This window comes from Vibrio ostreicida, from assembly GCF_013074385.2.
Taxonomy (GTDB): domain Bacteria; phylum Pseudomonadota; class Gammaproteobacteria; order Enterobacterales; family Vibrionaceae; genus Vibrio; species Vibrio ostreicida.
In genome coordinates this window covers 22,231-45,754 of record NZ_JABEYA020000007.1, presented here as the reverse complement: position 1 = coordinate 45,754, position 23,524 = coordinate 22,231, and the positions used below count along the sequence as shown (strand labels likewise).

At 43.2% G+C, this 23,524-nt stretch carries 21 protein-coding genes and 2 pseudogenes; 15 read left to right on the top strand and 8 right to left on the bottom strand.

What is annotated here, in order from left to right:
* Positions 1–49: 49 nt before the first annotated feature.
* The 5 genes and pseudogenes from HLM86_RS11600 to HLM86_RS11580 all read left to right on the top strand — a co-directional run bounded on the left by HLM86_RS11600 (position 50) and on the right by HLM86_RS11580 (position 6,035).
* Positions 50–1,039, top strand: a complete 990-nt coding sequence (locus HLM86_RS11600; protein WP_076586831.1) for a membrane dipeptidase — start codon at positions 50–52, stop codon at positions 1,037–1,039.
* A gap of 207 nt (positions 1,040–1,246) precedes the next feature.
* Positions 1,247–2,746 (top strand): annotated as a pseudogene (locus HLM86_RS11595) (BCCT family transporter); the annotation flags it as partial.
* Between the two features lie 88 nt (positions 2,747–2,834).
* On the top strand, positions 2,835–4,571 hold the full coding sequence (locus HLM86_RS11590; RefSeq protein ID WP_170882889.1) for a hypothetical protein: 1,737 nt from the start codon (positions 2,835–2,837) through the stop codon (positions 4,569–4,571).
* Positions 4,568–5,296 carry a DUF3726 domain-containing protein gene (locus HLM86_RS11585; protein ID WP_170882888.1) on the top strand — a complete coding sequence of 243 codons (729 nt, stop codon included), beginning with the start codon at positions 4,568–4,570 and terminating at the stop codon, positions 5,294–5,296. The genes HLM86_RS11590 and HLM86_RS11585 overlap by 4 nt, the downstream gene beginning before the upstream one ends.
* A 193-nt stretch (positions 5,297–5,489) precedes the next feature.
* A complete protein-coding gene (locus HLM86_RS11580) occupies positions 5,490–6,035 on the top strand; it encodes a thiamine phosphate synthase (RefSeq protein ID WP_170882887.1) in 546 nt (181 codons plus the stop codon).
* Positions 6,036–6,093: 58 nt separating this feature from the next.
* Here the strand turns inward: HLM86_RS11580 and HLM86_RS11575 are convergent, their stop codons facing one another.
* Together HLM86_RS11575 and HLM86_RS11570 are read right to left on the bottom strand one after the other, a co-directional pair.
* Positions 6,094–8,949, bottom strand: a complete 2,856-nt coding sequence (locus HLM86_RS11575; RefSeq protein WP_170882886.1) for a hypothetical protein — start codon at positions 8,947–8,949, stop codon at positions 6,094–6,096.
* A gap of 362 nt (positions 8,950–9,311) precedes the next feature.
* Positions 9,312–11,273: an S-methyl thiohydantoin desulfurase domain-containing protein gene (locus tag HLM86_RS11570; protein WP_170882885.1), complete on the bottom strand. Its 1,962-nt coding sequence runs from the start codon at positions 11,271–11,273 to the stop codon at positions 9,312–9,314.
* A gap of 521 nt (positions 11,274–11,794) precedes the next feature.
* Between HLM86_RS11570 and HLM86_RS11565 the strand changes: the two genes are divergently transcribed.
* The gene (locus HLM86_RS11565; RefSeq protein WP_170882884.1) at positions 11,795–12,391 is read left to right on the top strand and encodes a TrmH family RNA methyltransferase; all 597 of its coding nucleotides are present in this window, start codon (positions 11,795–11,797) and stop codon (positions 12,389–12,391) included.
* Between the two features lie 137 nt (positions 12,392–12,528).
* On the top strand, positions 12,529–12,690 hold the full coding sequence (locus tag HLM86_RS20110) for a hypothetical protein (protein WP_217702167.1): 162 nt from the start codon (positions 12,529–12,531) through the stop codon (positions 12,688–12,690).
* Between the two features lie 698 nt (positions 12,691–13,388).
* On the opposite strand, the gene HLM86_RS11555 is transcribed toward HLM86_RS20110, so the two are convergent.
* The 3 genes from HLM86_RS11555 to HLM86_RS20250 all read right to left on the bottom strand — a co-directional run bounded on the left by HLM86_RS11555 (position 13,389) and on the right by HLM86_RS20250 (position 14,636).
* Positions 13,389–13,685 carry a type II toxin-antitoxin system RelE/ParE family toxin gene (locus tag HLM86_RS11555; RefSeq protein WP_076586814.1) on the bottom strand — a complete coding sequence of 99 codons (297 nt, stop codon included), beginning with the start codon at positions 13,683–13,685 and terminating at the stop codon, positions 13,389–13,391.
* Between the two features lie 6 nt (positions 13,686–13,691).
* Positions 13,692–13,934, bottom strand: a complete 243-nt coding sequence (locus tag HLM86_RS11550) for a type II toxin-antitoxin system Phd/YefM family antitoxin (protein ID WP_076586812.1) — start codon at positions 13,932–13,934, stop codon at positions 13,692–13,694.
* A 459-nt stretch (positions 13,935–14,393) separates the two neighbouring features.
* A complete protein-coding gene (locus tag HLM86_RS20250; RefSeq protein ID WP_254868798.1) occupies positions 14,394–14,636 on the bottom strand; it encodes a hypothetical protein in 243 nt (80 codons plus the stop codon).
* A 150-nt stretch (positions 14,637–14,786) separates the two neighbouring features.
* On the opposite strand from HLM86_RS20250, the gene HLM86_RS11540 reads away from it, so the two are divergent.
* The 3 genes from HLM86_RS11540 (at position 14,787) to HLM86_RS11530 (ending at position 16,973) form a co-directional block, all read left to right on the top strand.
* Positions 14,787–15,212 carry a bifunctional diaminohydroxyphosphoribosylaminopyrimidine deaminase/5-amino-6-(5-phosphoribosylamino)uracil reductase RibD gene (locus HLM86_RS11540; protein ID WP_076586810.1) on the top strand — a complete coding sequence of 142 codons (426 nt, stop codon included), beginning with the start codon at positions 14,787–14,789 and terminating at the stop codon, positions 15,210–15,212.
* Complete coding sequence (locus tag HLM86_RS11535) at positions 15,212–15,904, top strand: T3SS effector IpaJ family cysteine protease (RefSeq protein ID WP_254868797.1); 693 nt, start codon at positions 15,212–15,214, stop codon at positions 15,902–15,904. Before HLM86_RS11540 ends, HLM86_RS11535 begins: the two co-directional genes overlap by 1 nt.
* 574 nt (positions 15,905–16,478) lie before the next feature.
* On the top strand, positions 16,479–16,973 hold the full coding sequence (locus tag HLM86_RS11530; protein WP_170882883.1) for a hypothetical protein: 495 nt from the start codon (positions 16,479–16,481) through the stop codon (positions 16,971–16,973).
* A gap of 441 nt (positions 16,974–17,414) precedes the next feature.
* On the opposite strand, the gene HLM86_RS11525 is transcribed toward HLM86_RS11530, so the two are convergent.
* Complete coding sequence (locus tag HLM86_RS11525; RefSeq protein WP_170882882.1) at positions 17,415–17,777, bottom strand: helix-turn-helix domain-containing protein; 363 nt, start codon at positions 17,775–17,777, stop codon at positions 17,415–17,417.
* Positions 17,778–17,997: 220 nt separating this feature from the next.
* On the opposite strand from HLM86_RS11525, the gene HLM86_RS11520 reads away from it, so the two are divergent.
* Positions 17,998–18,849, top strand: coding sequence for a DUF4238 domain-containing protein (locus HLM86_RS11520; RefSeq protein WP_170882881.1), 852 nt, complete (start codon positions 17,998–18,000; stop codon positions 18,847–18,849).
* Here HLM86_RS11520 and HLM86_RS11515 read toward each other — a convergent pair whose 3' ends face one another.
* Positions 18,850–19,806, bottom strand: coding sequence for an IS110 family RNA-guided transposase (locus HLM86_RS11515; RefSeq protein ID WP_170882880.1), 957 nt, complete (start codon positions 19,804–19,806; stop codon positions 18,850–18,852).
* A 346-nt stretch (positions 19,807–20,152) separates the two neighbouring features.
* Here HLM86_RS11515 and HLM86_RS11505 point away from each other — a divergent pair, with 346 nt between their 5' ends.
* From HLM86_RS11505 to HLM86_RS11490, 4 genes are all read left to right on the top strand, one after another.
* Positions 20,153–20,437, top strand: coding sequence for a hypothetical protein (locus HLM86_RS11505; RefSeq protein WP_143678208.1), 285 nt, complete (start codon positions 20,153–20,155; stop codon positions 20,435–20,437).
* A gap of 152 nt (positions 20,438–20,589) precedes the next feature.
* A complete protein-coding gene (locus HLM86_RS11500) occupies positions 20,590–21,030 on the top strand; it encodes a GNAT family N-acetyltransferase (RefSeq protein ID WP_170882879.1) in 441 nt (146 codons plus the stop codon).
* Between the two features lie 447 nt (positions 21,031–21,477).
* A complete protein-coding gene (locus tag HLM86_RS11495) occupies positions 21,478–21,966 on the top strand; it encodes a GNAT family N-acetyltransferase (RefSeq protein ID WP_170882878.1) in 489 nt (162 codons plus the stop codon).
* A 136-nt stretch (positions 21,967–22,102) separates the two neighbouring features.
* Complete coding sequence (locus HLM86_RS11490; RefSeq protein WP_038483440.1) at positions 22,103–22,453, top strand: cupin domain-containing protein; 351 nt, start codon at positions 22,103–22,105, stop codon at positions 22,451–22,453.
* 31 nt (positions 22,454–22,484) lie between these two features.
* Here HLM86_RS11490 and HLM86_RS11485 read toward each other — a convergent pair.
* Positions 22,485–23,440 (bottom strand): annotated as a pseudogene (locus HLM86_RS11485) (IS110 family RNA-guided transposase).
* Positions 23,441–23,524: the final 84 nt, after the last annotated feature.

Genomic DNA, 23,524 nt, shown 5'->3' with positions numbered 1-23,524 from the left:
CACAGAGCCAGCAGCATTGTTGAAGATGCTGCTGCATGGAGGAGTGGTTATGTATCAGCAAAGAATCATTATTGATGGCTTACAGTACTGTCATTGGGATAGAGAATATTTCCAAATGTTAAAGGCGAGCGGTGTGACGGCCGTCCATGCCACGATTGCCTACCACGAGAATGCGCGAGAAACGTTGACGAGATTCTCTGAATGGAATCGTAGATTTGAACAGAACGCCGATTTGATCCGTCCCGTGCACTGCGCACAGGACGTGGAATTGGCCAAACAAGAGGGCAAAGTTGGGATCTTTTTGGGGGCTCAAAACTGCTCTCCTATTGATGATGAGATTGGGCTCATTGAAATCATGCGCCGTCAGGGGCTGCTGATTATGCAACTGACCTACAACAACCAGAGTCTCCTTGCAACGGGATGTTATGAAAGCCAAGACACTGGTATTACTCGGTTTGGTCAACAAGCGATCCAAGAAATGAATCGAGTGGGAATGGTCATTGATATGTCCCATAGTGCTGAGCGTTCAACCTTAGAAGCGATTGACCTGTCTTCCCGACCTATTTGTATCAGCCACGCCAATCCTTCTTTTGCGCGTGATGCATTGCGCAACAAATCGAACGCTGTGATTCAAGCCTTGACCGCGCGGGGTGGGCTAATTGGCTTCAGTTTGTATCCTTTTCATTTGCCTAATGGCAGTCAATGTACCCTCAATGACTTCTGTCAGATGGTTGCCACAGCGGCTGATAAATTTGGTGTTGAACACTTAGGTATTGGCAGCGATCTGTGTCTCAATCAACCTCAACAAATATTAGAGTGGATGCGAAATGGCCGTTGGTCGAAAGCAATGGACTACGGTGAAGGCTCGTCAACCAATTCGGGATGGCCAGAGGCTTTGCCTTGGTTTAATGGCAGCGCAGGCATGGAAAATATCTATCACGGTTTACAGCGTTTTGGCTTTAGTGAATCAGAGGCTGGTGAAGTCCTCGGAGGCAATTGGTTGGCATTCCTAGAGCAAGGCCTAGCGCCGCTTTCGTAGATGAAACCTCAAACGATGCCCACCTATCAGCATTATCGCGGCGAGTCAGTGGGCAGATAAAATAAAAATCCTTATAGCGAGCTCTTTGGCCGTTCAAAAGAAATTTGCTGGAGTCAGTATATGTCTGAGTTAACCAATAGATCGAAGACGTCAACGGTGGGACCCTCTCAATCGAACCATCGTGATCAACCCTTCTTATCTCTGGAAAGGCTGGGTCTGTGTAACCCTGCTTTTTGGTATAGTGGCGGGTTTATTGCGCTTTTTGTGGCCATCGCACTGTATGACCGTGAGCTACTTACAGAGTTGGTCGATAGTGGTTTTGATTGGTCTGTCAATGTTTTTGGGCCTTACTGGCAGGTGCTACTGCTCTTTACTTTTCTTGTTGGCTTAGCGCTTGCTTTTGGCCGAACAGGCAAGGTTGTGCTTGGTGGTGTCGATACGCCGGAAATGGGCGGATTTCGCTGGATGGCGATCATTTTTTGCACATTGTTGGCAGGTGGAGGTGTGTTCTGGGCAGCGGCTGAACCCATCGCCCATTATGTTAACCCACCCCCTTTGTATGCGGATGGAGCCTCACCTGAGCAAAAGGCAGTTAATGCGTTGTCACAAGCTTTCATGCATTGGGGTTTTCTCGCGTGGGCGATTGTCGGTAGCCTGACATCGATTGTGGTCATGCACCTTCATTATGATAAGGGTTTACCACTGAAGCCACGTATTCTTCTGTATCCGGTGTTAGGTCAACGAGCGCTGCAAGGTCATATTGGCGCCTTGATTGATGCTTGTTGCATTGTTGCGGTGGCGGCAGGAACCATAGGTCCCATCGGTTTTCTTGGCTTACAGATTAGCTATGCGCTCAACGAATTGTTCAATATTCCAGACGGTTTTACGACTCAATTAATGATCATTCTGTTTGCCATCACCCTCTATACCTTGTCGGCACTCAGCGGCCTAAATCGAGGTATGCAAATGCTTAGTCGTTACAACGTCACGCTGGCTGTTGCACTGATGATTTACATATTGGTTTGTGGACCGACGAATTTTATCTTCAACGGATATATCCAAGGTGTTGGCACCATGTTGGACACATTCATTCCCATGGCGACATATCGCGGCGATGAAGCTTGGCTAAGTTGGTGGACAGTATTTTTTTGGGGCTGGTTTTTAGGCTATGGTCCAATGATGGCGATTTTCATTGCTCGGATCTCCAGAGGGCGCAACATTCGTCAGATCATTACTACGATCAGTGTGATCGCGCCACTGACCACTTGCTTCTGGTTCACCATCGTCGGTGGGACAGGGTTGGCGTTTGAGATCAACACACCAGGAAGTATCAGCCAAGCATTTGCGGGATTCAATTTGCCAGGTGCGCTGCTAGCGGTGACTCAACAACTGCCTTTCCCCATGCTCATTTCTATTTTGTTTCTGGTCTTGACCACGATTTTTATTGTGACGACCGGAGATTCCATGACCTACACCATCAGTGTGGTGATTAGCGGGGAAAAAGAACCGAATGCGATGATAAGAATCTTTTGGGGAGTAATGATGGGCTTTACTGCAGTGATACTTATTTCACTGGGGGCAGGAGGGATCTCAGCGCTGCAATCATTCATCGTTATTACAGCGGTGCCCGTATCCCTTATTCTGCTGCCATCGCTTTGGAATGCGCCTCAAATAGCCATAAAAATGGCAAAAGAACAAGGCTGTTAATTAAAAAATACAATGTCAACAACGTCAAACGTACATCGGTAAAACACCGGTAACCCCCATTCTTATAATGATAAAGGTGGTGAGCAAAATGGATGCACATCGTTCGACCCACACCAGCGGACAACTGCGAGACGCAGATAGGGTTATGGCACCAGAAAGGCTAGGGGCTATGCATCAAAATCGAATCAGTTTTGTTCGAAGTCTGATTCGCAAAATGGCTACTGAAAAGTGGCAAGTTAACCAACATGAGTGGCAACTGTGTCCGCAAGGCTATGGTCATGTCATCTATCAGCTTAAGACGATTGAACAGACCTATCATCTGATTGTTTTTTGTGACCAGTTAAACAGTGAACAGCGCAATGATCGGGTGATTGCACAAAAGTGGGATGTGACGTTTGCGCTGGTTCAGGGAATGGTTGATGTGGCCTTGCTCGAAAGACTAAGGGCCAATGTTCCCTTGCAGGAAGCTGGGCGTAATCCCAATAATGTCTTGGTGTTAGCTCGGGCAAACAAGAGTGTCCGAATATTCGAACACCTTATCAACGCGTTATCTCAAGGTTGCCAGCCCAATTCGAAAGAGTTGGTGGACGTGGGTTACATCCTTCGCACTACTGCGGTTTATGGCAATGGAAAATTTGGTATTGCGGATTTTAAACAACTGGAAGGCAATCCGGACTTTCGTTTTTCATTTCGTGCACAAATGTGTGCGGTCTATTTGTTACGTCAATTTAGTTTGGACTGGGTCCACTATCTGGCGGAGCAAAAAGGGGGAAGCAAGGCGGTTAAATTGGATCTCGGTTTACAACGTTATCTTGGCGTTGGCAACGCCACTGGACTGGGGATGGCTCCGTTTCTGATCAACCACCCTCGGATCGTTGATCAATGGATGACGACACGCGAAAGAGCCCTCTCTCGAGTCCTTGCCATGCCATGTGATGCCCAGTTTTATCAACCCCTCAGACAGCTTCTGGATAAAGCCGCTCTTCATTTGGAGCAGGCAAAAACGATCAATGAAAAACAAAGTCATCTCAATCAACAAGCGATCGTGGATATTGCAGCAGTGAAGCATCAGTTATCTGAATGGATGGATGAATGCCTCGACTGGCAACACGTGGTACAAAAGACCAATAGTATGTCGTTGGAAGCTCAAGAAGTTTTCCTTTCCTGTTTAATGGAGATGTATCCACATCAGGTGGATAGATTTCAAGATCAGATTAATGGCGAAGAAATGCTGTCGATTTCTGCGGGTCAATGTGTCGGGGACTTGCTAGATGTCTTGACGTGTAAGTACCGGTGGGCTATCGAGACCGACTATACTTTGCCGGATAATAATTATTGGTTTTGGTATCGGTCGCAAGATAAAGAAGAGCCGCGATTAGGAATTCGAGGCCTTGATGTTGGTGAAGAAAAAGCGTTGCCACTCGATATTGGCCGACAGGTCAATCAGTTGTTCCACGCTGTTGCAAAACAGCAACGAGAAACCCCGCTAGCGGAGTTCTTGTTGAAGAAACCTCAATATCGAACCATCGCAAAGCGTGTTTGGACTTTAGGCCATTGTGAGATGGGCGACATTCAAATCAATGTACTTCGCTTGGATGCTTCGCCGATGTCTTTGCTGCGTTGCAAGCTGGCGATGTTCGGCGCGACAAAGTTTGACCCACGTTCCGATAGATGGGTACGTGTCACGTTGTTTCAGGGCGCACCGCTGCTGGATGAAATTGGCAAATCGGAATGTTGGGATAGCTGGATATTCCCTTTGATACCCGTATCTGACCGTGCGGAAAAAGGCCAGAAACGAATAGGCAGGCAAGGAGAACGAGGATGATTGTTTCGCACAACGAATTGGTTAGCGCGGTCCAGAAAGCTTTTTTGGGGTCAGGTCGTCTTTGTGGTGAAGCCGATGCCATCGCAACCATGGTCGCTGATTTACAGATGGCCGGGCTAAATGGTGTGGCCCATTTCAACAAGGCAAGTCAGTTTTTGAGTCAAGAAAACGATGGTGGCGTGACTCTTATTTCTTGTAGTGACGAACGTGTGGTGATTGAGCTCAACAACAGTATTGCGTGCCATCTTCCCGCAATATTGGATTTTTCGGTCGAACAGATGGTAAAAAATAAATCGATCACTGTACTTCTTAAGCAGTGTCACAATCGTTGGCTTGCATACAGTGAATTGATGAAGCTAGCGGCCAAAGGCATCGCTTGTCGGGCCCAATGGGTAAACGGAAGTAGCCCTAAGCGTGTGCTTTATGTGTTAAACCGAGGGTGCATCGCGCCAGATATCTTCTTTTCTGATAAACTTAATCATACCCAGCAAGACGACTGCTCGATGATCATTGAATTGTCCGCACATGATTTTGACCTTTTCCAGAGTTCTCGGGGGTATTCCATTCATATTGACGCCCAGCAATTGCATGAGGCTCAGAAGTTGTCTTGGCAAAATGGTATTGTGGTCGAGGATGATCAATGGTCCCAACTAAAGCGTTCAGCTCGGCATTTTCTGGTTGAAACCAATGAGCATTCTGCAAAAGGAGCAGGCGAACTGGCTTAAACAGTGAGCATCATCGTGTCGTCCCTCTCATTTGTGATACCCCGCGTTGCCAGTCAGAATGCGATATTTTTATCGCATTAACATTGTTTGGGTGGCATAGGGGGATCAGTGAGTATGATTTGGCGTTGATAAAGTCAAGTCATACGTTCTAAAGCAATGAATTTGCTAATAAAGAGGTCAGAAACAGAATATCATGATTTTGCCCAGACAATATGCCATTACTGGCGTCCAAGAGAACTTGAGTGTGATTGCGCAGATGATGGATCGAAAGACAGCCAACGATATGAGTCAGGTCAGGGTGAAATCTCACCCACTGAGTACATTAAAAAAAGCATTAGGTTCACATCTTAACGGGATTGTCTTGTTGAACTCAACGTCCTACGACGGAAGTCACTTAGCGCCTTTTCATGGTCTTCATCTCACATCCAGTGATGCGAGAGATAACGCCTTAATCAGAGAGTTGCGTCAGCAAGGAATGCAGTATTTAGCGGCTTCTTGTCACAATGAAGAAGAAATTGAACGAGCGAACAGCGTTGGGTGTGATTTTGTCACGATCTCACCCGTTGAGGTGGCTAGTTGCCATCCACAGGCAGTACCTATCGGTTGGCACCGCTTTGAGCAACTGTCAGCGTTAGCCACTATGCCGACGTTTGCGCTGGGTGGAATGAGTATGGAACAGTTAGCGGATGCGCAGCGTTTTGGTGCCTATGGCGTTTCCGGAATATCGGACTTTTGGTGAGTTTTTCGTTTAATGATACGATCAGAGCTTTGATGACGTCTAGGCCAAAGGCTATGTTTTAATCCAAGTTATACTCGCTAATAAATAATGTGGCGCCCTGTTGTTTGGCAAACTGACTTGCGATCTGATTGAAGGAACCTCCATCGGTTTGGATCGACGCTGCCATGGCGTACATTGGTGCTAAATAACAGAACTCTTTTCTCTGTGTTGCCGTGTCTATCCCTTCTTCGAGTAATGCTAAGGCTTCCTCCAACCGTTGCACCTTAATATAAAGTTCTGCTTTGATCATCGCGTAGAGTGAATGTGCAATTTGATCGCCACTGGCCGTTAACCAATGGTTGTAACCTTCTTCGACTAAAGCTAAGGATGGTGCAGTTTGCTGTTTAGACGTGAAAAACTGCGCCCAGCCTTTAAAGAGCATGGCAATGCCACGATAAAAAGGAAACTGATAAGTATCTGCTAAATCGAGCAGTTGGTCAGACAATTGCAATACTTGCTGAAATTGACGGGAATGATAAGCGACCCAAACCTCCCCCTGCAAAGCGATTGCTTGGCTGAAGGGCTCGTTGACGATAGAGTCGTCGCCGTTAAAACTCTGAAAATAAATGACTTTGTCTTCGAGGCCCAATAAGGTTGCAGAGAGGCTGCCAAAACAGCCCGCTAAAGCGATAGGGTTTATCCCTACTTTATCGTATATCGCGTCCTGTTGTTTATCTTGCATATATTCAAATGCGAGTTGCGCATGAGTAATGGCCTGATGGTGTTTTGCCAGCCAATATTGTGAATTGGCCAGACAACTGTAAGCCAGTGCTTTCCCACTCGGTATATCAGACTCTTCGGCTAGCGCTAGTATTTGCTTGGCCGTGTCTTCGGATAGTTCAAAGTTCATCGCCATTAATTGAGTGACCCATAAGCCACTTAAAGAAATACAATGCCGTTTGGCACACTTTTGTTCCTGAGCAAGGGTAATGCAGCTTTGATAGGCGGCCACAGTGCTGTGACTTACCCATCCATGAGTAACACGAACTAAGGTTGCTAGAGTCAAACGAATGTCCAAAAGCAATCCATTTGATGATAAATGGGGCGCTCTTTGTTGGTGTTCTAGTGCAATATTGAGATAGTGCTGAGCCAAGGGATAATCACCGGTCTCTAAGCAATGCTGACCACAGTGTAAAAACGTCCGAGAAGCATCATGCCAACTTTCCCCTTTCGTATAATAGTCTGCCAACGTCAACTGCTTGCTGATGTCTGATATGGATGCGTGCTGCTTAGTATGGCTGGCAAGGTGAAGATAAATACGACATTGATCCTGAGGTTCAATGTTTTCTACTAGGACTTTTGCTAAAAAGGGAGAGTAAAGGGTGACCACGTCTTCATGGCTAATACGAATCAAGTGGATGTTAAGTAACGTTTCAATACTGGGTCCCGACAGAGGAAGCATTGCCTTTAAGTCATCAGTCGTGAACGGAGCCAATGCAAGTGATAATATGGCAAGTATCTGTTTAGATATAGGAGGCAGGTTGTTCAGGATGTCTTGTGATCGTAAAAACACCGAGGGAGGGATACCATTTTTTGGCCTAAATAGGATCAGTTGTTGGTAATAAAACGGGTTACCGTTCGATTGTTCTATGTATGAATCTTCTCTCTCGTTGGGTATTGATGCCTGCTGTTGTGCAAACATTATCATCGCGTGTTTGTTTAACGGGGAAAGGGAGAGTGGGAGTTCTGACCACTGTGTACAACGTAACGTTTCAAGACAGTCATCGTCAACGTGTGACGGTAAGTAGCTGATAGCAATGACGGCGGCGCTATTCTGGAGATCTTCCATAATCTTTTTAATATCGGCGATATGGGTATGATCTGACAGGTGTACATTGTCTATCGATATCAAGATCGGGGTCTGAGGTGCTGCAATATCAGATTCCAGAGCAACATCACATTGGGTCTCTGCTCTACTTTTTGTTTGGCCAAGCTGACGACTTGCTGTGATTTGTTGAGTAAGTTCTAACAAGGGATGAGGTGACCATTCAAAGTCGTAATCAATCGCTTGCCAGCCCTGTTGTTGAGCCAGATGAGTGAGCTCGTTGAGCATATGACTTTTGCCCATTCCCTCGTCACCCGATACCGTGATAAGAAAACGGTTTTCATAGCGATCCACTTGTTCAAGCGCATAACGAAAGAGTGAAAGTTCGTGCTCTCTGGCCACGGTAGTGCAAAAAAAGGGCTGTTGTCGCTGGAGCAGTACCTTGTATCCGGAAAGGTGTCTGATGTCCTGATAAGAAAAATATCGAGAACTGACCTCGATCAGCGAGTCAGACACCAGAACGGAGGGGCGATGTATCTGCAAACTTAATTCTGACAAGATATTTAGGCGGTGGTCGTCGAGGCACCATTGCTGTTCAGAAAGCGTTGATAAGGGTTGGACTGAGACCAACGCTGTAAAAGTAGAGGCGAACTGAGACCAATCTAAAAGAGCGCTTTGTAGAGAGAGATAGATTTTTCTCTCTTGTGTCTGATAGGGCAGGGCTGCGACTAATGTATTGCCAAAATTCTGAGTAAATAAGGGACAGAGGAGGGATATTCGGTTGGCCATTTCTGTCACCGCACCTTTTGTATTGCATCGCAGCCAAACGACAACTCCTTGTCTTTTCTCTTCGGAAAACGATGGCATGGCATCGTGTTCATTGATGGGTGTTGAGATCAGTTCGTCTATGGAGACCGAGAAAAAGTTAGCCAGCCTAGCCGCTGTCCTGCGACTTAATGGCGTACCTAGCTCGGCCCTTTTGATGGTCGCAATGGAGACACTGCACCCTTTTTTTTGACTGCAAGCATACTCAAGCCCTTCCTGAGATAAAGCCCGTTGTTCCCTGAGCTGTTTTAATTTCATGCCGTTGATTAGGACGCTACTTGCCATGCAGAAATTCCATTTTATATGCACTCAGTTTTTTATGTTATACAAAGATGGTCATTTTGCAAATATTATGAAAATTATAACCTACTCAAAAAAAACAAGAATCTTTGAAATTGATACCAAAAGAGACTGATGAGAAATATCGTTGTAGTAGTGATCGAAAAGAAAAACGCATTGGAGTGAGGGGATGATTGGCTTTAAAATGATGTGATATCAGGTATATAAATCGACTTAACAAGTGGTTGATGGGCGCAAGGAATCCAACGCCCTTGCGATACGTTTTCTCTTATCAGAATGACAAAGTCAACGTAGCCCCCCATCATTTTAATAGCAATAGGCAACCAGACAAGGTTGCCTATTGTCGCTTAACCACAGACCAAATTAAGACTTGAAGGGTCCAGACACAGCTCGGGCATTTGATTATAAGGATAACTCAGCCCACTTTGTGAAAGGTTGTTTTTGATCAACATGATTAGGTAGCCAATTGCGCAACAGTTGGGGTCCATAACAGGTATATTCTGTTCAAATCGTTCACTGAGTAACGTGCTTAAAGGCGTCGCAAAATCGGTAAACCCAGTACAGCCAAACATGAAACTATCCGCACCGTCTTGTTGAATGGCTTGACTGGCGAGTTCGAAGAGTTCAACAAGGATCAATTGCTTATTAGCATCGTTTGGGTTTTTCAATTCATTGACACTTTTTTGCAAGGGTAGAATGGATGCCAGATTTTGTGTAACGCCAAATGCTCTAACATGCTCATTTTGCAAGTCGACTACATTACTCACCGTAAGAATGGACACTTTTTGCCCCAACAACATCGCGTTGTAAAAGCTTGGCCTGAACCCTCCGATCACGGGAATTTTAACCGCTTGTCTGGCGGCTTCCACACCACACATGTCCATATCCGTGACAAACACACCGTCATAGCCACTTTTCTCAGCGGCAATAACCTCATCGATGACGAACGGCGAGTTCATTGCGAGATCAATACGGGACTGAATAAATGGTGTTCCTTGCTTAATCGGTTCTAAGTCTATAATGACGTCTTTACTTCTGAACTTATCTACGCTTTTTGATATTTGCTTAGTGAATTCATCGGTGTTCACAGGAATGACAATCTTAATTTTAATGGGAGCCGCGGCTGGTTTAGTGCTAGGTTGTGCTTTCTCTGGCGGGTGATAACAGCCAAAATAACCAAAGCGTTTAAATATTGTCGAAAAATTATCATGGAACCAGGGTTGCTCAATTTGCGATGGCGCCGTGAGGGTAAAGATCGCCATATTATCAAACCGTGGGTCAGCGTGATTGTGGTTCCAAGCGTTTAGAATTTCATCATTGCTCATCAAAGACGCGTCACTGGATAAGCAGCAAATTAGGTCTGGGGCCATCGCGATCGGTGTCGGCTTAGTCGTTGACCATAAAAGCATATTTTCGTTCTGAGAAATGATAAAGTAATGCTCTGAATTGTTTGGGTTCACATACTCCTGCACCACCCAATCAAAGCCTTTGACTGTGAACGACGTTATATTTTCTAGTTTTCCACGCATAACACACTGAGATTCCTCCAGTGCTTCGATTGCGTCAAAACAGGAACATTGATTCACTAAGCACTCTCGAATATGAGCCCCCAATTTTTTTGACTTGAGCAACATGTCTGGTACGAAAGCATTAGGTTGTTTGAGTTGTGTACCCGTCATACTGAACGCGGCAAGAGAAGCGCGATCATCAAAGCTATTGGAATTGCTGATGATACCACGGGTCATTGCATCAACGTCAGCGCTGGATTTGCAGTCTATTACGACGACACCACCTTCTGCGTCTCTCGGCTTTTCTGACGCAATAACACAAGGCGAGACGTCGATAGGGTGTTTTAGGTCGTTATTGGCAAAAGTAGAGAGCTGTAAGCAGGGAAAAGCTCGTCCGCCCCCATCACCATTGACAATCGGGATGCCTTTCTTTGCCGCAATCAATAAACTCATGCCATAAGCAATGGGGCCCGTTTCTACGGGGGAGAGCGCAGAAAATGACGTCTTAGTCAACTTTTCAAGGTATTCAAAGGCACTGATCGGAGATTTACCATACCCTTTCTCAAGAAACTTCTGAGGGGCGCCCATCGCCGCCATAACCGGTAGCCTATCATTATTTTTCACGTCACTTGAGTTGATGTACTCAATTGTTACCTCTGAGTTACGTGCTTGAAAAATCTCATCAATTTCTTTAAGCAAAGCTTCTCCGTTATTTAAAGCCCCACCACCGCCACAGGCATAAAAATGTGAGCCTTTGATAATGTCTGATAAATCGTTGCGGTTTAATGTTTTCAAAGCCATTGTCGAAATCCTTTTAATTATGCGCAAATTAACAATAGGGGCTTGTCCATAGCAGCTCAGTATCATTTCAGTATCAAGTCAGTATCTTTTGTTTAAATTGATTAAGCGGTCGGTTCACGTTTCAAGAGAGTCAACGTTGACCGCTACCTCGCATTCGTATGTGTCGTCGAATTTCTTCTAAAAATTTGCTTGCCTTCTCCACTCTCCCTCGCTGTGTATCCGTACCGTTTATTAGCTTGGAATGTGGTTTGAGTACGAAGAAGTGGCTTGTTTTGTTGAGTGCTTAGTCTCACTTTGTCGAGAGAGGATTTAATAAATCATTGTTCATTAGGGGATTTGTGAGGATCATATCTTAGATAATACGCACGCTCGTTTTTATATGATGACAGAATGTATAGTTTGATATATTTACTTTAATTTTTAGTGGCTTATGATAGGTTGATGCTAAGTCAGGCAGACAGAAAAATGAGACTGCCTGTTATTAAGAATGTTAGGCTGAAGTGGCATTAGTAGGAATAATTATGGAAAAACCAAAAAGTACAATGCGACAGAGAGCTGATGAGATAAAGGACTATCAGTGTAAAAACCTTGTTGCTGTTCTCGAAAATCCCATGGATATCAAAAATATAGGTTCAGTGATAAGGAATGCTAATGCCTTGGGCGTCGAGAAGATTTACGTCGTAGATAGCCGCAAATCGCTTCCTGATGATTGGGAAGAACTTAGGGATCGGAAATCCATTTCAAAAATTTCAGTTTCAGCATCTAAATGGACTTTTGTTAAACGCTTCGACAGTACAGAAGAATGTCTCGACCACTTAGAAAAAAATCGCTTTATTTCTATCGTGACTTCACCGCATATTAAGGGCAAAGACAATTATGTTCTGCATGAGGCTGATTATACGCAAACTAGGCTTGCTGTTTGGTTTGGTAATGAATCAAGGGGTGTAAGCGATACGGTTGTTGATAGAAGTGAATTTTGCGTTTCCATACCAATGTTCGGGATGATCGAAAGCCTAAACTTAGCTACCACTTCAGGCATTGCGCTATATGAGGTAACAAAGCAAAGGCGTGAGTATCAGCTCAATAAAAAGCATAAGCACAGATACAAAAAGGCCTAACAAAAGCTTCAAACCGACAAACAACGCGTGGCATTTTTAGTTTGCTGTAAATTTAGTGTTTAAGGCGTAATGCAGCGGCTTGTTTTGTGCGTTGTCTGCGGTTTAAGCTGGCGTTATATTTCACGGAGAAGTCCAGTATGAGTGGACAGAAAATCGTTTATTCCTTTGCTTGGTTTGAACCTGATGAATGGCAAAAGTTAAAAGAAACAGTAGAAGATCCTGAGGCGCTGGACGACTCTTACCAAGAGTGGCGGCAAAACGCAGAAAATGTTATTAGAGAACTGATGGCCAGCAAGTGAAGAAAATATCAATTAAAATTTGTAAATTACTTGTTTGGTGTGAATCAAGAAGTTTAAAACCAAACAGCAAGGCTAGATCAGAGTATGCTGCATTTCTAGCACAACAGCGTAATAAGAAAATATAACAAGCGCTTCAACCAAAGGACGCAAAATAGCAGGCTTGCGCTCCTTCGTCGCTAGTTTTAGCCTGCTATTTTACGCCGATTAAGCGTGCGTTATGTTTTAAAGGAGATTTACTGAGTTGAAATTGTCTAAATGTCCTAAGTGCAATGAGCCACAAAAAGCACTTACTTTACTTCTAATCAGCAATATGACAAACAAGAAATGTCATCAATGTGGGTGTACCTTGGACTATGATCGAGGGCCATCCATATGCTTTTGGCTAGTGAGCCTTATTCCAATGTATTTCTTAATGCAATTTATAGATGAATTGGGTGTTTTACTGCCTGTCTTATTGATCCTGTTTCTTCTAATTGGCTTAATGTTGTATATAACATTGATTCCATTGGTTGAAAAAGACAAACATAACAAATCGCTTAACAGGGACTCCTAACGCTTGGCCACTTTCATACCAATCAGCTTCAGTGTTTAGGGCACAAATTTTAAGCCGGGTGGTATAGCGTTATCGCCCGTTAGCAAGGCGTTAGTTTACTAGTGAAGATCATCACCCTAAATCCAATCCTAGGGTGAAACCTTAATTACAAGTGGTTCTGAGGAAGTTGTGATTGACCGAGTACAGCAACAACTAAAATGAAGCCATCTTCTTTTGTAAAGTAAGCGGTATGTTTGCCCACTGGAAAATAAAAACCACTTGGGTATATGTCATCGCAACGGCGACCAACAGCCGGGTTGTCAGCAAGCATTTGAAACCCGGTTAATAAGGTATCTTTGTAGCTTCGCCACTGCATCTCAGAGAAATTGTTGACCGTATAGTTTTTGATTTTTTGTAAATGAGTCTGTGCTAATTTACTTAGCTTATATTTATTCTTTTGCATAACGGGTTATAAGGCGTTTAAAAAGTCTTCACCATCAACCACATTGCCTTGTGCCAAGTCTTGCTTAGCTGACTCGAAACAATGTCTCAGGTAATCAGTTTTCATTGCCTCTAGCTCTTCATAGTCCTGAATCGACATAACAACTACGGCATCTTTGCTATTTTTGCTAATTTTCACTGGTTCACGTTGAGCGCTCAGAAGTAACTCACCAAAATTACGTTTGGCATCATTTGCTGTTAATGTGCGCATGCTTACTCTCCAAATCTGGAATCATAGTAAGATTATAGTTATTCGCATGAAATGGTCAATTTAATTAAATCGTGCGATTTGTGCGAAAGGTAAACTAACACATATGAGCCTTCTGCCTGTCAACAGGCAATAACCTCTTGTTGGCTGCGTGAGCAGCCAATGTTCTTCGAACAATAAAGTTATCTACTTCGCTTTGTCATTTCGGTCATTAAGCATTGCTTGCGACAAACACATATTGCGGTCTCTCCGCTGCCAACCATTATCGGTTGGGTCATTGACATTTATCGGTCAACGACCATTCGACCAATCAACTAGGACCACAAGAAAAGGGTTGGCACGGGTACTCAAAGAGGCATGCTATGTATATATGGACTCTTTCTCACGGTGTCGATTGCTATTACCAAGCCATCGGTCGATACGTGTAATGGCCTGTTTTACCGTGGTATCAGTGCCGAGAGCTCATCCAGTTTTGGTGAGTGTGAGGTCAGAGCCATCAAGTACTGTTCTGGTTGCAAGTATCAGAGATTTAAGTCGTTTTTTGTGAATGTCGGGGCATTGATTCTCAAGAGTTTGCTGTAAAATTTGAGCATTGAGCATTGAGCATTGAGCATTGAGCATTGAGCATTGAGCATTGAGCATTGAGCATTGAGCATTGAGCATTGAGCATTGAGCATTGAGCATTGAGCATTGAGCATTGAGCATCGTTAGGGCTTCCTATCAAATCCGGTTTGTGTTTGGCGAGATCCATTAGCTCAGAATGAGCGAGGTGCGTCTACTCATTGTTTTATATAGAAATTATGAGGGGGTTCGTAATAGGCGGGCGTTATATGCCCGAATGAGGAATACGGAAAAATGTCAGAAAAATATATGCTTAGAGCGTTGGAAGTATCTAGGAAAGCATTACCTGATTGTGTTCCAAATCCGCCAGTTGGCTGCGTCTTAGTCAAAGGTGACCTCGTCGTATCTGAAGGTTTTACACAAGCCATTGGTGGAAAACACGCTGAAGTCCAAGCACTAAATGCGTACAAAGGTTCAATGGATGGTGTGACAGCTTATGTGACCTTAGAGCCTTGCTCTTTTGTTGGTCGAACTCCTGCTTGTGCAGATACGTTGGTGAAGTCGGGTATAAAGCATGTTGTTGTCGCATTAGTTGACCCAGACGAGCGCAATAGTGGCAAAGGTATTTCTATTCTAAGACAAAGTGGTATTGAAGTAGAAGTTGGCCTTTGTGAAGAGCAAGTCGCCTGTTTTCTAAAGCCATATTTAGGTAAGTCGTAATGGCATATTTTGGCGTTATGTGTTCTTTTGAATGTAGAGGAGAGGGTATTGTGAGTATGTTTCCAAATATGAGGCAACCGGAAGGAAGTTTGTATTGTGGGCCTTATTGTATTGTTGCATGTTTAAAAGGGCTGAATAAGTTACCTTTCGCGTCGCCTTTTGAACTACGCAAGTATAATGCGAAAGAGGTTGCATTCACCGGGTCTTCTGTTGAAGTTAGTGTTTCAGATGAATTAAAAGACCTCGCTTTGGAGCTTTATAAAGTCACGGGAATAATTACTCCCGGCGAGAATCCCGATTACATTGAACACTCTGGCTACAATTCACTAGGGGCAATGCTGTATGTTCTTCGTCAATTTGATATAGAGTGTGAGGTTCTGATTCGAGATCCCCAAACGAATGAATATTTACGCCGAGTTTTCCCTATCGAATTTGAATTAATTAAAAAATTAGGTATTTCTACAAAAACGTTGTCGTTGAGTAAGTCAACGCCAGACAAAACAATGTTGATTTCAGTTATCTTGGTAAATGATTCGTTACATTACATCCTCAATGATGCTAAAGGTAACTGGTTTGACTCAGATATTGCAGGCACTAGTGCTGAGTGGGACTTCATTGAGAGTTGGCACTCTACAGCTAATAAGCGTGAGGGTGCATCTTGGTTAGGGGTATCAATTAGAGTTAAGTATTGAACACATCAATGATATGAGGATCTAACCATTAAAGAGAAAGATAAATGAGCCACTTCACCCTGACGTTCGTTGTGATGCCCCAGCCAAATTATTGCGTCCTTTTGGTGTGTCCTGAATCTCTTCTCTGCCTTAAATAATAGAAACCGTTTTCTGTGACAGACTTTTCTAAACCCCAGCCTATACTCGACACATTGTTAACACGCCCCTCTACAAGATCCTGATTTTTGACCAGTTAATCGGCCTACGCGATGAAAGCGTTGACTCTTCTGAACCCCAGCGATATCCTGCAAAAGCACTGGCAAAATCCAGTGTCGGGATTGATACCCCGCACCTTACACATGGCGCATTGATGCCGGCTGATTTTTAGCCTTCATCATGTGCGGCCTAGGCACATCTGTAGAAATCTAAATCGCATGACTTAATGCGCATTTTGATTCGGTATTACGGTGGGCTGGGCGAGGCAGCTTCGGCTGGCCGTGTCCATGTGTGCGGTAGTATCAACCTTGTTCAGTTCACCACCCTTTGTTATGGGGTCTCTGTGTGGTGATGGAAATGTTTCCTGTTGGAGGTTACCATGCCAAAGCTCACGGCCGATCACGTTCTGAAGGTCCTCAATTCTATTTGCTATCGCATTCACACTGAGCCTGAGTCGATGCGCTCCCATATGTGTGATCTATCGACGCTGCTCAATGGATTTGACCCTAAACAAACGTCCAAATATAGCTGGCTCGAAGCGTTTATTAGACAAGCGCAACTCAATCGCTTCACCGAGCATTGCTCCCCATCTCGTGACACTCCCGATCTTTGTGTAGTCAAGATGCAGGGCCAAAATGCCTACAACTTGTGTTTTACCCAAGATGTGGACCAATGTATTTGTCGTTTGCAGTCTTTGTGTGCACAGCCGATTGAGCTGGTGGCGTACGGGAAGGCGAAACTCAGCCCAGATGCACTCCTTGAGGTGTTGTCTGAGCCGCAGATCCAGAACAACCGTTGGTTTCCGCTGACCGACAGTCAGCTCGAATGCATCGTTACGACGCTCAAGCCACAGCAAAGTCTTGTCTCGCGTTGATTGGGTATCAACGAAATCATAGAGGTTTGGCGTGGGCTGGTCGCTTTAAGCCTTTGTGCTGTTCATTTACACAGCTTATTGGGGTTAGATTCAGTTTGAGTATGAAAAGTGGCTTGTTTTTCCGAGATTTCAGTCTCGTTTAGCAGCTAGAATTTTTTATAAATTATTGTTATTAATGGGATTTTTTCTGTTCTTGCTAAGATAACGCGCATGGTTAAAAAGTGATAACACGCACGCTCGTTTTTATATGATGACAGAATGTATAGTTTGATACATTTACTTTAATTTTTAGTGGCTTATGATAGTTTGATGGTAAGTCAGGCAGACAGAAAAACGAGACTGCCTGTTATTAAGAATGTTAGCTCCTAGTGTGCCCCTTGAAAAGCAAACAGACTGTTAATTATTATTGTTTTTCAGTCTGTCAAATAAAGTATTATTGCTTTAGGTATCTAAATTACTGAAGAATTCATCGGCGCAATCACTACAAAAACCTTGTGGTGTCGTCGCGGGATCTCGACATTCAGCACATGGAGTGAAATCGTCGTGTTCTATATATTCAGGCTCGGGTGGCGGGAGTTGATGGTGCAACTCATTAATATAATCTTGTGCGTCTGCGATTTCATTCTTTAAACCACTAATTTCTTTTTGGTAGCCTACATCTTTAACCCAGTTTGATATAGTACTTTGAGTACAACCTAAAGCTGAAGCTACATCTTTATGCTTAGCACCAAAATCTTTTACTAGTGAATACGCAGCAATCATTGTTCTTTCTCGTGATTGCCCACCTTTATTTTTATAAACCATGACCCGACCCTTATTAGATATTTAATAAAGTAAATCACATGTCTTATCACTTATCAATTGATATTCTTCGGTTAAAAAGAAGCTAACAAATGCATCAACACGATTTGCTACATTCGGCATTCTAGATTTCTTTGGGTTTACCGAGTTAAGTGGTAAATTTAGGCTTAATCTGCATAGTAGCAAACGTGTTATGCAGGCGTTAGTGCTTACAGGAGGTTGCATGGGCAGAAAAGCAAAACACCATTACATTCCAAAGTGCTACTTGAAGGGGTTTACAAGTGGTGGTGAAAACTCTTCACCATTTTGGGCTGTACCAAATAATAATGGTAAGCCATTTTCTACTAGCCCAAATGATGCATGCGCTCAACGAGACTACTATACCGTAGATCACCAGAACTCTCTGATCGTTGAAAACTTCTACGCAGAACAAATAGAACCCAATATTAGTAAGGCAATTAGTCACATCAATACTCATTCTTGCCTACCACCTAATGAAGACATGAAGCATTTGATTTTGCTACTAGCGACACTTTACTTGCGAACACCCTCCCATAGAGAAGTCTTGGAAAGACCGATGCGGAGAACTAAGGAAATCGTTGCTAGCATGAGCCAAAATATAAATGTCTCTAATAAAGCCGAATTCGAATACTCAAAAACTGATTTGATAGTGGCAGAGTTAACACTAATAGATACTGTGCAAGAGTGCTTGTCGAATAAGTTTTATCAATTACATATAATCGAAGATGATGACCTTAATGTTATAACCTCGGATAATCCTTTTATTCTGAGCCATCCTGAAGGTGGCAAAGGGTTTTACTTTGGTCTGAACACCTCAAATATCGAGGTATGTGTTCCGATTACAAGTAAGGCAATACTGCTTGCCAGAAACGAAGAAATGGTAGAAGGTGTTTTTTCCGCAACCAAGGATTTAGTTGGTTTAACCAATACAAAGCTAGTGTTATCTTCTGACCAGCGCTTTTACTCCAAAACGGAAGAAATATTATTGGTTGATGATGAAATCTGCGCATATACGTACAACATCAGCACTAACAAGAGACTATGGCGTCAATAGCTAATTTGGGGCGCTATTCTTATCCCACATTACACCGTCTCTTATCATTGAATTAAGTATGACAACCATCTTTCTCATGCAGGCAACGATTGCGACTTTTTTTGGTTTACCCGCCGCAAGTAATCGTTCATAAGTAGCCTTAAAAACTGGGTTACATTGGATGGCAGACATCATTGCCATATACATAACGGTTCTAACTTGAGGTCGACCTCCTTTTATCATCCGTTTGCCTTTAAAGCGTCCACTTTCTCTTGTTATAGGTGCGATGCCAATGAGAGAAGAAGCTTGCTTGTTAGTGATAAAACCGAGTTCGGGTACATTGCTAATTAGGGAGGCGGCTAGGACTTTCCCAACGCCAGGCATGCTTTGAAGAATGGTGCTCTTAGCTTGATACTCAGGACAGCTCTCAATCAATTTTGCTATCTTTGCCTCTACTTTTTCAAGCTGATTTTTTAGAGCGGTCAGAATAGGGGTAATGGTCGATGAGATATTTTTGGGTAATATTTGTAGTCGGTTTCTTTCCATGGTTTGCATGGTGAGTAGTTGGTTCCGCCTCGTGACTAAGTCACTCATAAGGCGTATGTTTTCGCTTTTTAGCTTGGTCAGTTCGGGCTGAACTCTTTCGGCATAATGTGCGATGAGCGCGGCATCTAAGCGGTCATTCTTAGCACGTTGCCCAATAGCCTCAGCAAACCTTTTAATACGTAGTGGGTTGGCAACAACATAAGGTAATTTGGCTTTGTCACAGGAAAGTATGAATGGCATTTCTAATCGACCTGTAGCTTCGATGACGACGCGTTGAGGTTTGTGTTTCTTAATGGTTTTGATGGCATCGCTGATGCCTTTATCGGTGTTTGGTACGGTGAAGTAAATGTCGAGTGGACGGATATAGATGTCTAATTGTGACTTACCGGTATCAACGCCAACATTAATGTTTTGAAGTGTGTTTGTATTCATAATAAGCTAACTCTTGCTTGCAAATGCGGGCTCGAGACCCAGAAGACTATTCGAGTGTGGTGCTTGGAGTTCTATCTGACGTTCGTACTTGTTATCGGTCTCTCGATAGAGGAGCCATCATTTAATCGAACTATCAGATAGAAGAACTTTAGTTGCAGCTAAAGTCTGGGTCTCACCTTACCCGATTGGAGTGCTTATTATCCATACAAAGCATTTAAGAGTGATTCGCAACGCGTGGCATTTTTACTATGCGTTGGTTTATGTGTTTAAGGTATTATGCGGAGGCTAAGGTATTGCTTTGCTCACACCTTAGCAAAGCGTTATGTGTTTTAAGAAGGCTAGGGGTATGATTTTGGACGAAAAGCTAAATGGGCTAATTCAAATACTTAAGCAATCCAATCATGAGCAGGCGCAATTTGAATTAGAACGCTTAAGGGATCAATATGCTCAGGACAATATTAGCGAGCAAATAAGTGCTTTGAATGCTCTGAAGTCTTGGTGCCATCCCAAAGCTTTAGGGGACTTGCGTGTTATGCCTATAAGCAATAAACAGTGGGAAAAAGAACTTGGTTGCTTTAGTAAGGTATGCACCAATAGAATCAAAAGTTTGGAATCGAAGCTAACTGGTTAAACCAAACACATAACAATAAATTCAAGCAGATTCGCAACGCTCGGCATTTTCGGTTTGAATCAGCTTAAGTGTTTACAGCACAATGGTTTAGTTTAGGCGGGAGCGTTGCTCCTACTTAATTTGGCGTTATGTTTTCGTAGGAAATTGATAGTATGAGCATCGAGTTAAGAAGTATAGACAAAGCGAACTTCTATGAGATTTGCCAACTACGGGTAGCTCAAAATCAGCTAGATCATGTTGAAAGCAATGCGATTTCATTGGCTGAAGCAAACTTTATGAGCTTTCCTTGGTTCAAAGGTATCTATTCTGACAATAATCCAATTGGCTTTGTTTTAGTAAATGCGGACACAGTTTCAGGTAAGTTTGAACTTTGGCGGTTTATGCTCGATAAATCTGAACAGTCAAAGGGTTATGGGCGTATCGCTATTGATTTGTTGAAATCAGCATTGGTTAATGAGTTCGGAATATCGGCTCTATACACAAGTGTTGTTACAGGTTCAGATAGTCCTCAAGGTTTCTACGAAAGTTGTGGTTTTGTATCAACAGGTCAATTAGTTGAAGGGCGTGAAATAGAGTTGCTTCTATCCCTTTAACTCGAAGCCTAACACATATGAGCCTTCTGCCTGTCAATAGGCAATAATATCCTATTGGCTGCGCGAGCAGCCAATGCTCTTCGAACAACAAAGTTATCTACTTCGCTTTGTCATTTCGGTCATTAAGCATGGCTTACGACAAACACATATTGAAGATCTCTTATTGCAGTCTGGCTTGTTTTTCCGACAGTCCAGTCTCATTTAGCTGTTAGAAGGTATTATAAGCCATTGTTATTAAAGAAATTTACGCTGTTCTTGCTAAGATAACGCGCATGGGTAAAGTGATAACACACACGCTCGTTTTTATATGATGACAGAATGTATAGTTTGATACATTTACTTTAATTTTTAGTGGCTTATGATAGGTTGATGGTAAGTCAGGCAGACAGAAAAACGAGACTGCCTGTTATTAAGAATGTTATGTGTTTTCACCAAAAGGTAACTATCATGGATGACATCGTAATTCGGAGTAACATGCTATGTGGAGATATAGGATCTGTCATCTTTTTACATGGTAAATATGCAGCGGTTGAAAACGGGTATGATTTTACCTTTGAAGCATATGTAGCTGAGCCGTTATCACAATTTGTGCTGAATCAAAATGATAGAGAGAAAATTTGGCTTGTTGAATGCAAAGGTCAGGTTTTAGGTTCAATCGCTATTTGCCAAAATACGGATTCAATAGCTCAACTAAGGTGGTTTATTCTAGCCCCTCAACTTCGAGGTAAAGGTATAGGTAGTAAATTGCTATCAACGTCTATTAGTTTTGCCAAACAAGCAGGTTATTCAAAGGTTCAATTATGGACGGAAAGTAATTTAGGGTTAGCTCTAAGTATCTATGAAGATCTTGGTTTTAAGCTTACATCAAGCAAAGTGGTGGTACTTTGGGGCAGTGAGCGTGAAGAGCAGACCTACACACTGGAACTACACACATAACAAGGCACTCAAACTGACCTCCAACACGTGGCATTTTTGCTTCGCAAAAGTGTAGCCACATGTTTGCGGCAGCTTAGTGCAGCGTTATGGCGCTCAGTAGATCTGCGGAAAATAATCAAAGAGGAATTCGGAAAATATGATACGTAATTTCTACACTTGTGATAAAGAAGTCGACGAAAATAGCCATGATGGAGAAGGTTCAATAGATATCTATCGTGCATTCAGACGTAAAGATTTCGATGGTGCTTGGGATTTTGCCATCCGTGTCGTTATGCCACCTGGAAGTTCTATGGGTGAACATACTCACGGAGATGACGAAGAAATGTATATCATTTTGAAAGGTGAAGGCACTATGACCATTGAAGGCGAGGATAGAAAAGTGGCTTCAGGAGATATGATAGTTAATAAACGTTTTGGCACCCATGGCTTGGTTAATACATCGGACAATGAAATTGAGTTACTGATAATCCAAGCAAGTCTAAAGTAAATCGCCATACAAGAGACTATGGCGTCAATAGCTAATTTGGGGCGCTATTCTTATCCCACATTACACCGTCTCTTATCATTGAATTAAGTATGACAACCATCTTTCTCATGCAGGCAACGATTGCGATTTTTTTGGTTTACCCGCCGCAAGTAATCTTTTATATGTAGCCTTAAAAACAGGGTTACATTGGATGGCAGACATCATTGCCATATACATAACGGTTCTAACTTGAGGTCGACCTCCTTTTATCATCCGTTTGCCTTTAAAGCGTCCACTTTCTCTTGCTATAGGTGCGACGCCAATGAGAGAAGAAGCTTGCTTGTTAGTGATAAAACCGAGTTCGGGTACATTGCTAATTAGGGAGGCGGCTAGGACTTTTCCAACGCCTGGCATGCTTTGAAGAATGGTGCTCTTAGCTTGATACTCATGACTGCTCTCAATCAGTTTTTCTATCTTTGCCTCTACTTTTTCAAGCTGATTTTTTAGAGCGGTCAGAATAGGGGTAATGGTCGATGATATATTTTTAGGTAATATTTGTAGTCGGTTTCTTTCCATGGTTTGCATGGTGAGTAGTTGGTTCCGCCTCGTGACTAAGTCACTCATAAGGCGTATGTTTTCGCTTTTTAGCTTAGTCAGTTCGGGTTGAACTCTTTCGGCATAATGTGCGATGAGCGCGGCATCTAAGCGGTCATTCTTAGCACGTTGCCCAATAGCCTCAGCAAACCTTTTAATACGTAGTGGGTTGGCAACAACATAAGGTAATTTGGCTTTGTCACAGGAAAGTATGAATGGCATTTCTAATCGACCTGTAGCTTCGATGACGACGCGTTGAGGCTTGTGTTTCTTAATGGTTTTGATGGCATCGCTGATGCCTTTATCGGTGTTTGGTACGGTGAAGTAAATATCGAGTGGACGGATATAGATGTCTAATTGTGACTTACCTGTATCAACGCCAACATTAATGTTTTGAAGTGTGTTTGTATTCATAATAAGCTAACTCTTGCTTGCAAATGCGGGCTCGAGACCCAGAAGACTATTCGAGTGTGGTGCTTGGAGTTCTATCTGACGTTC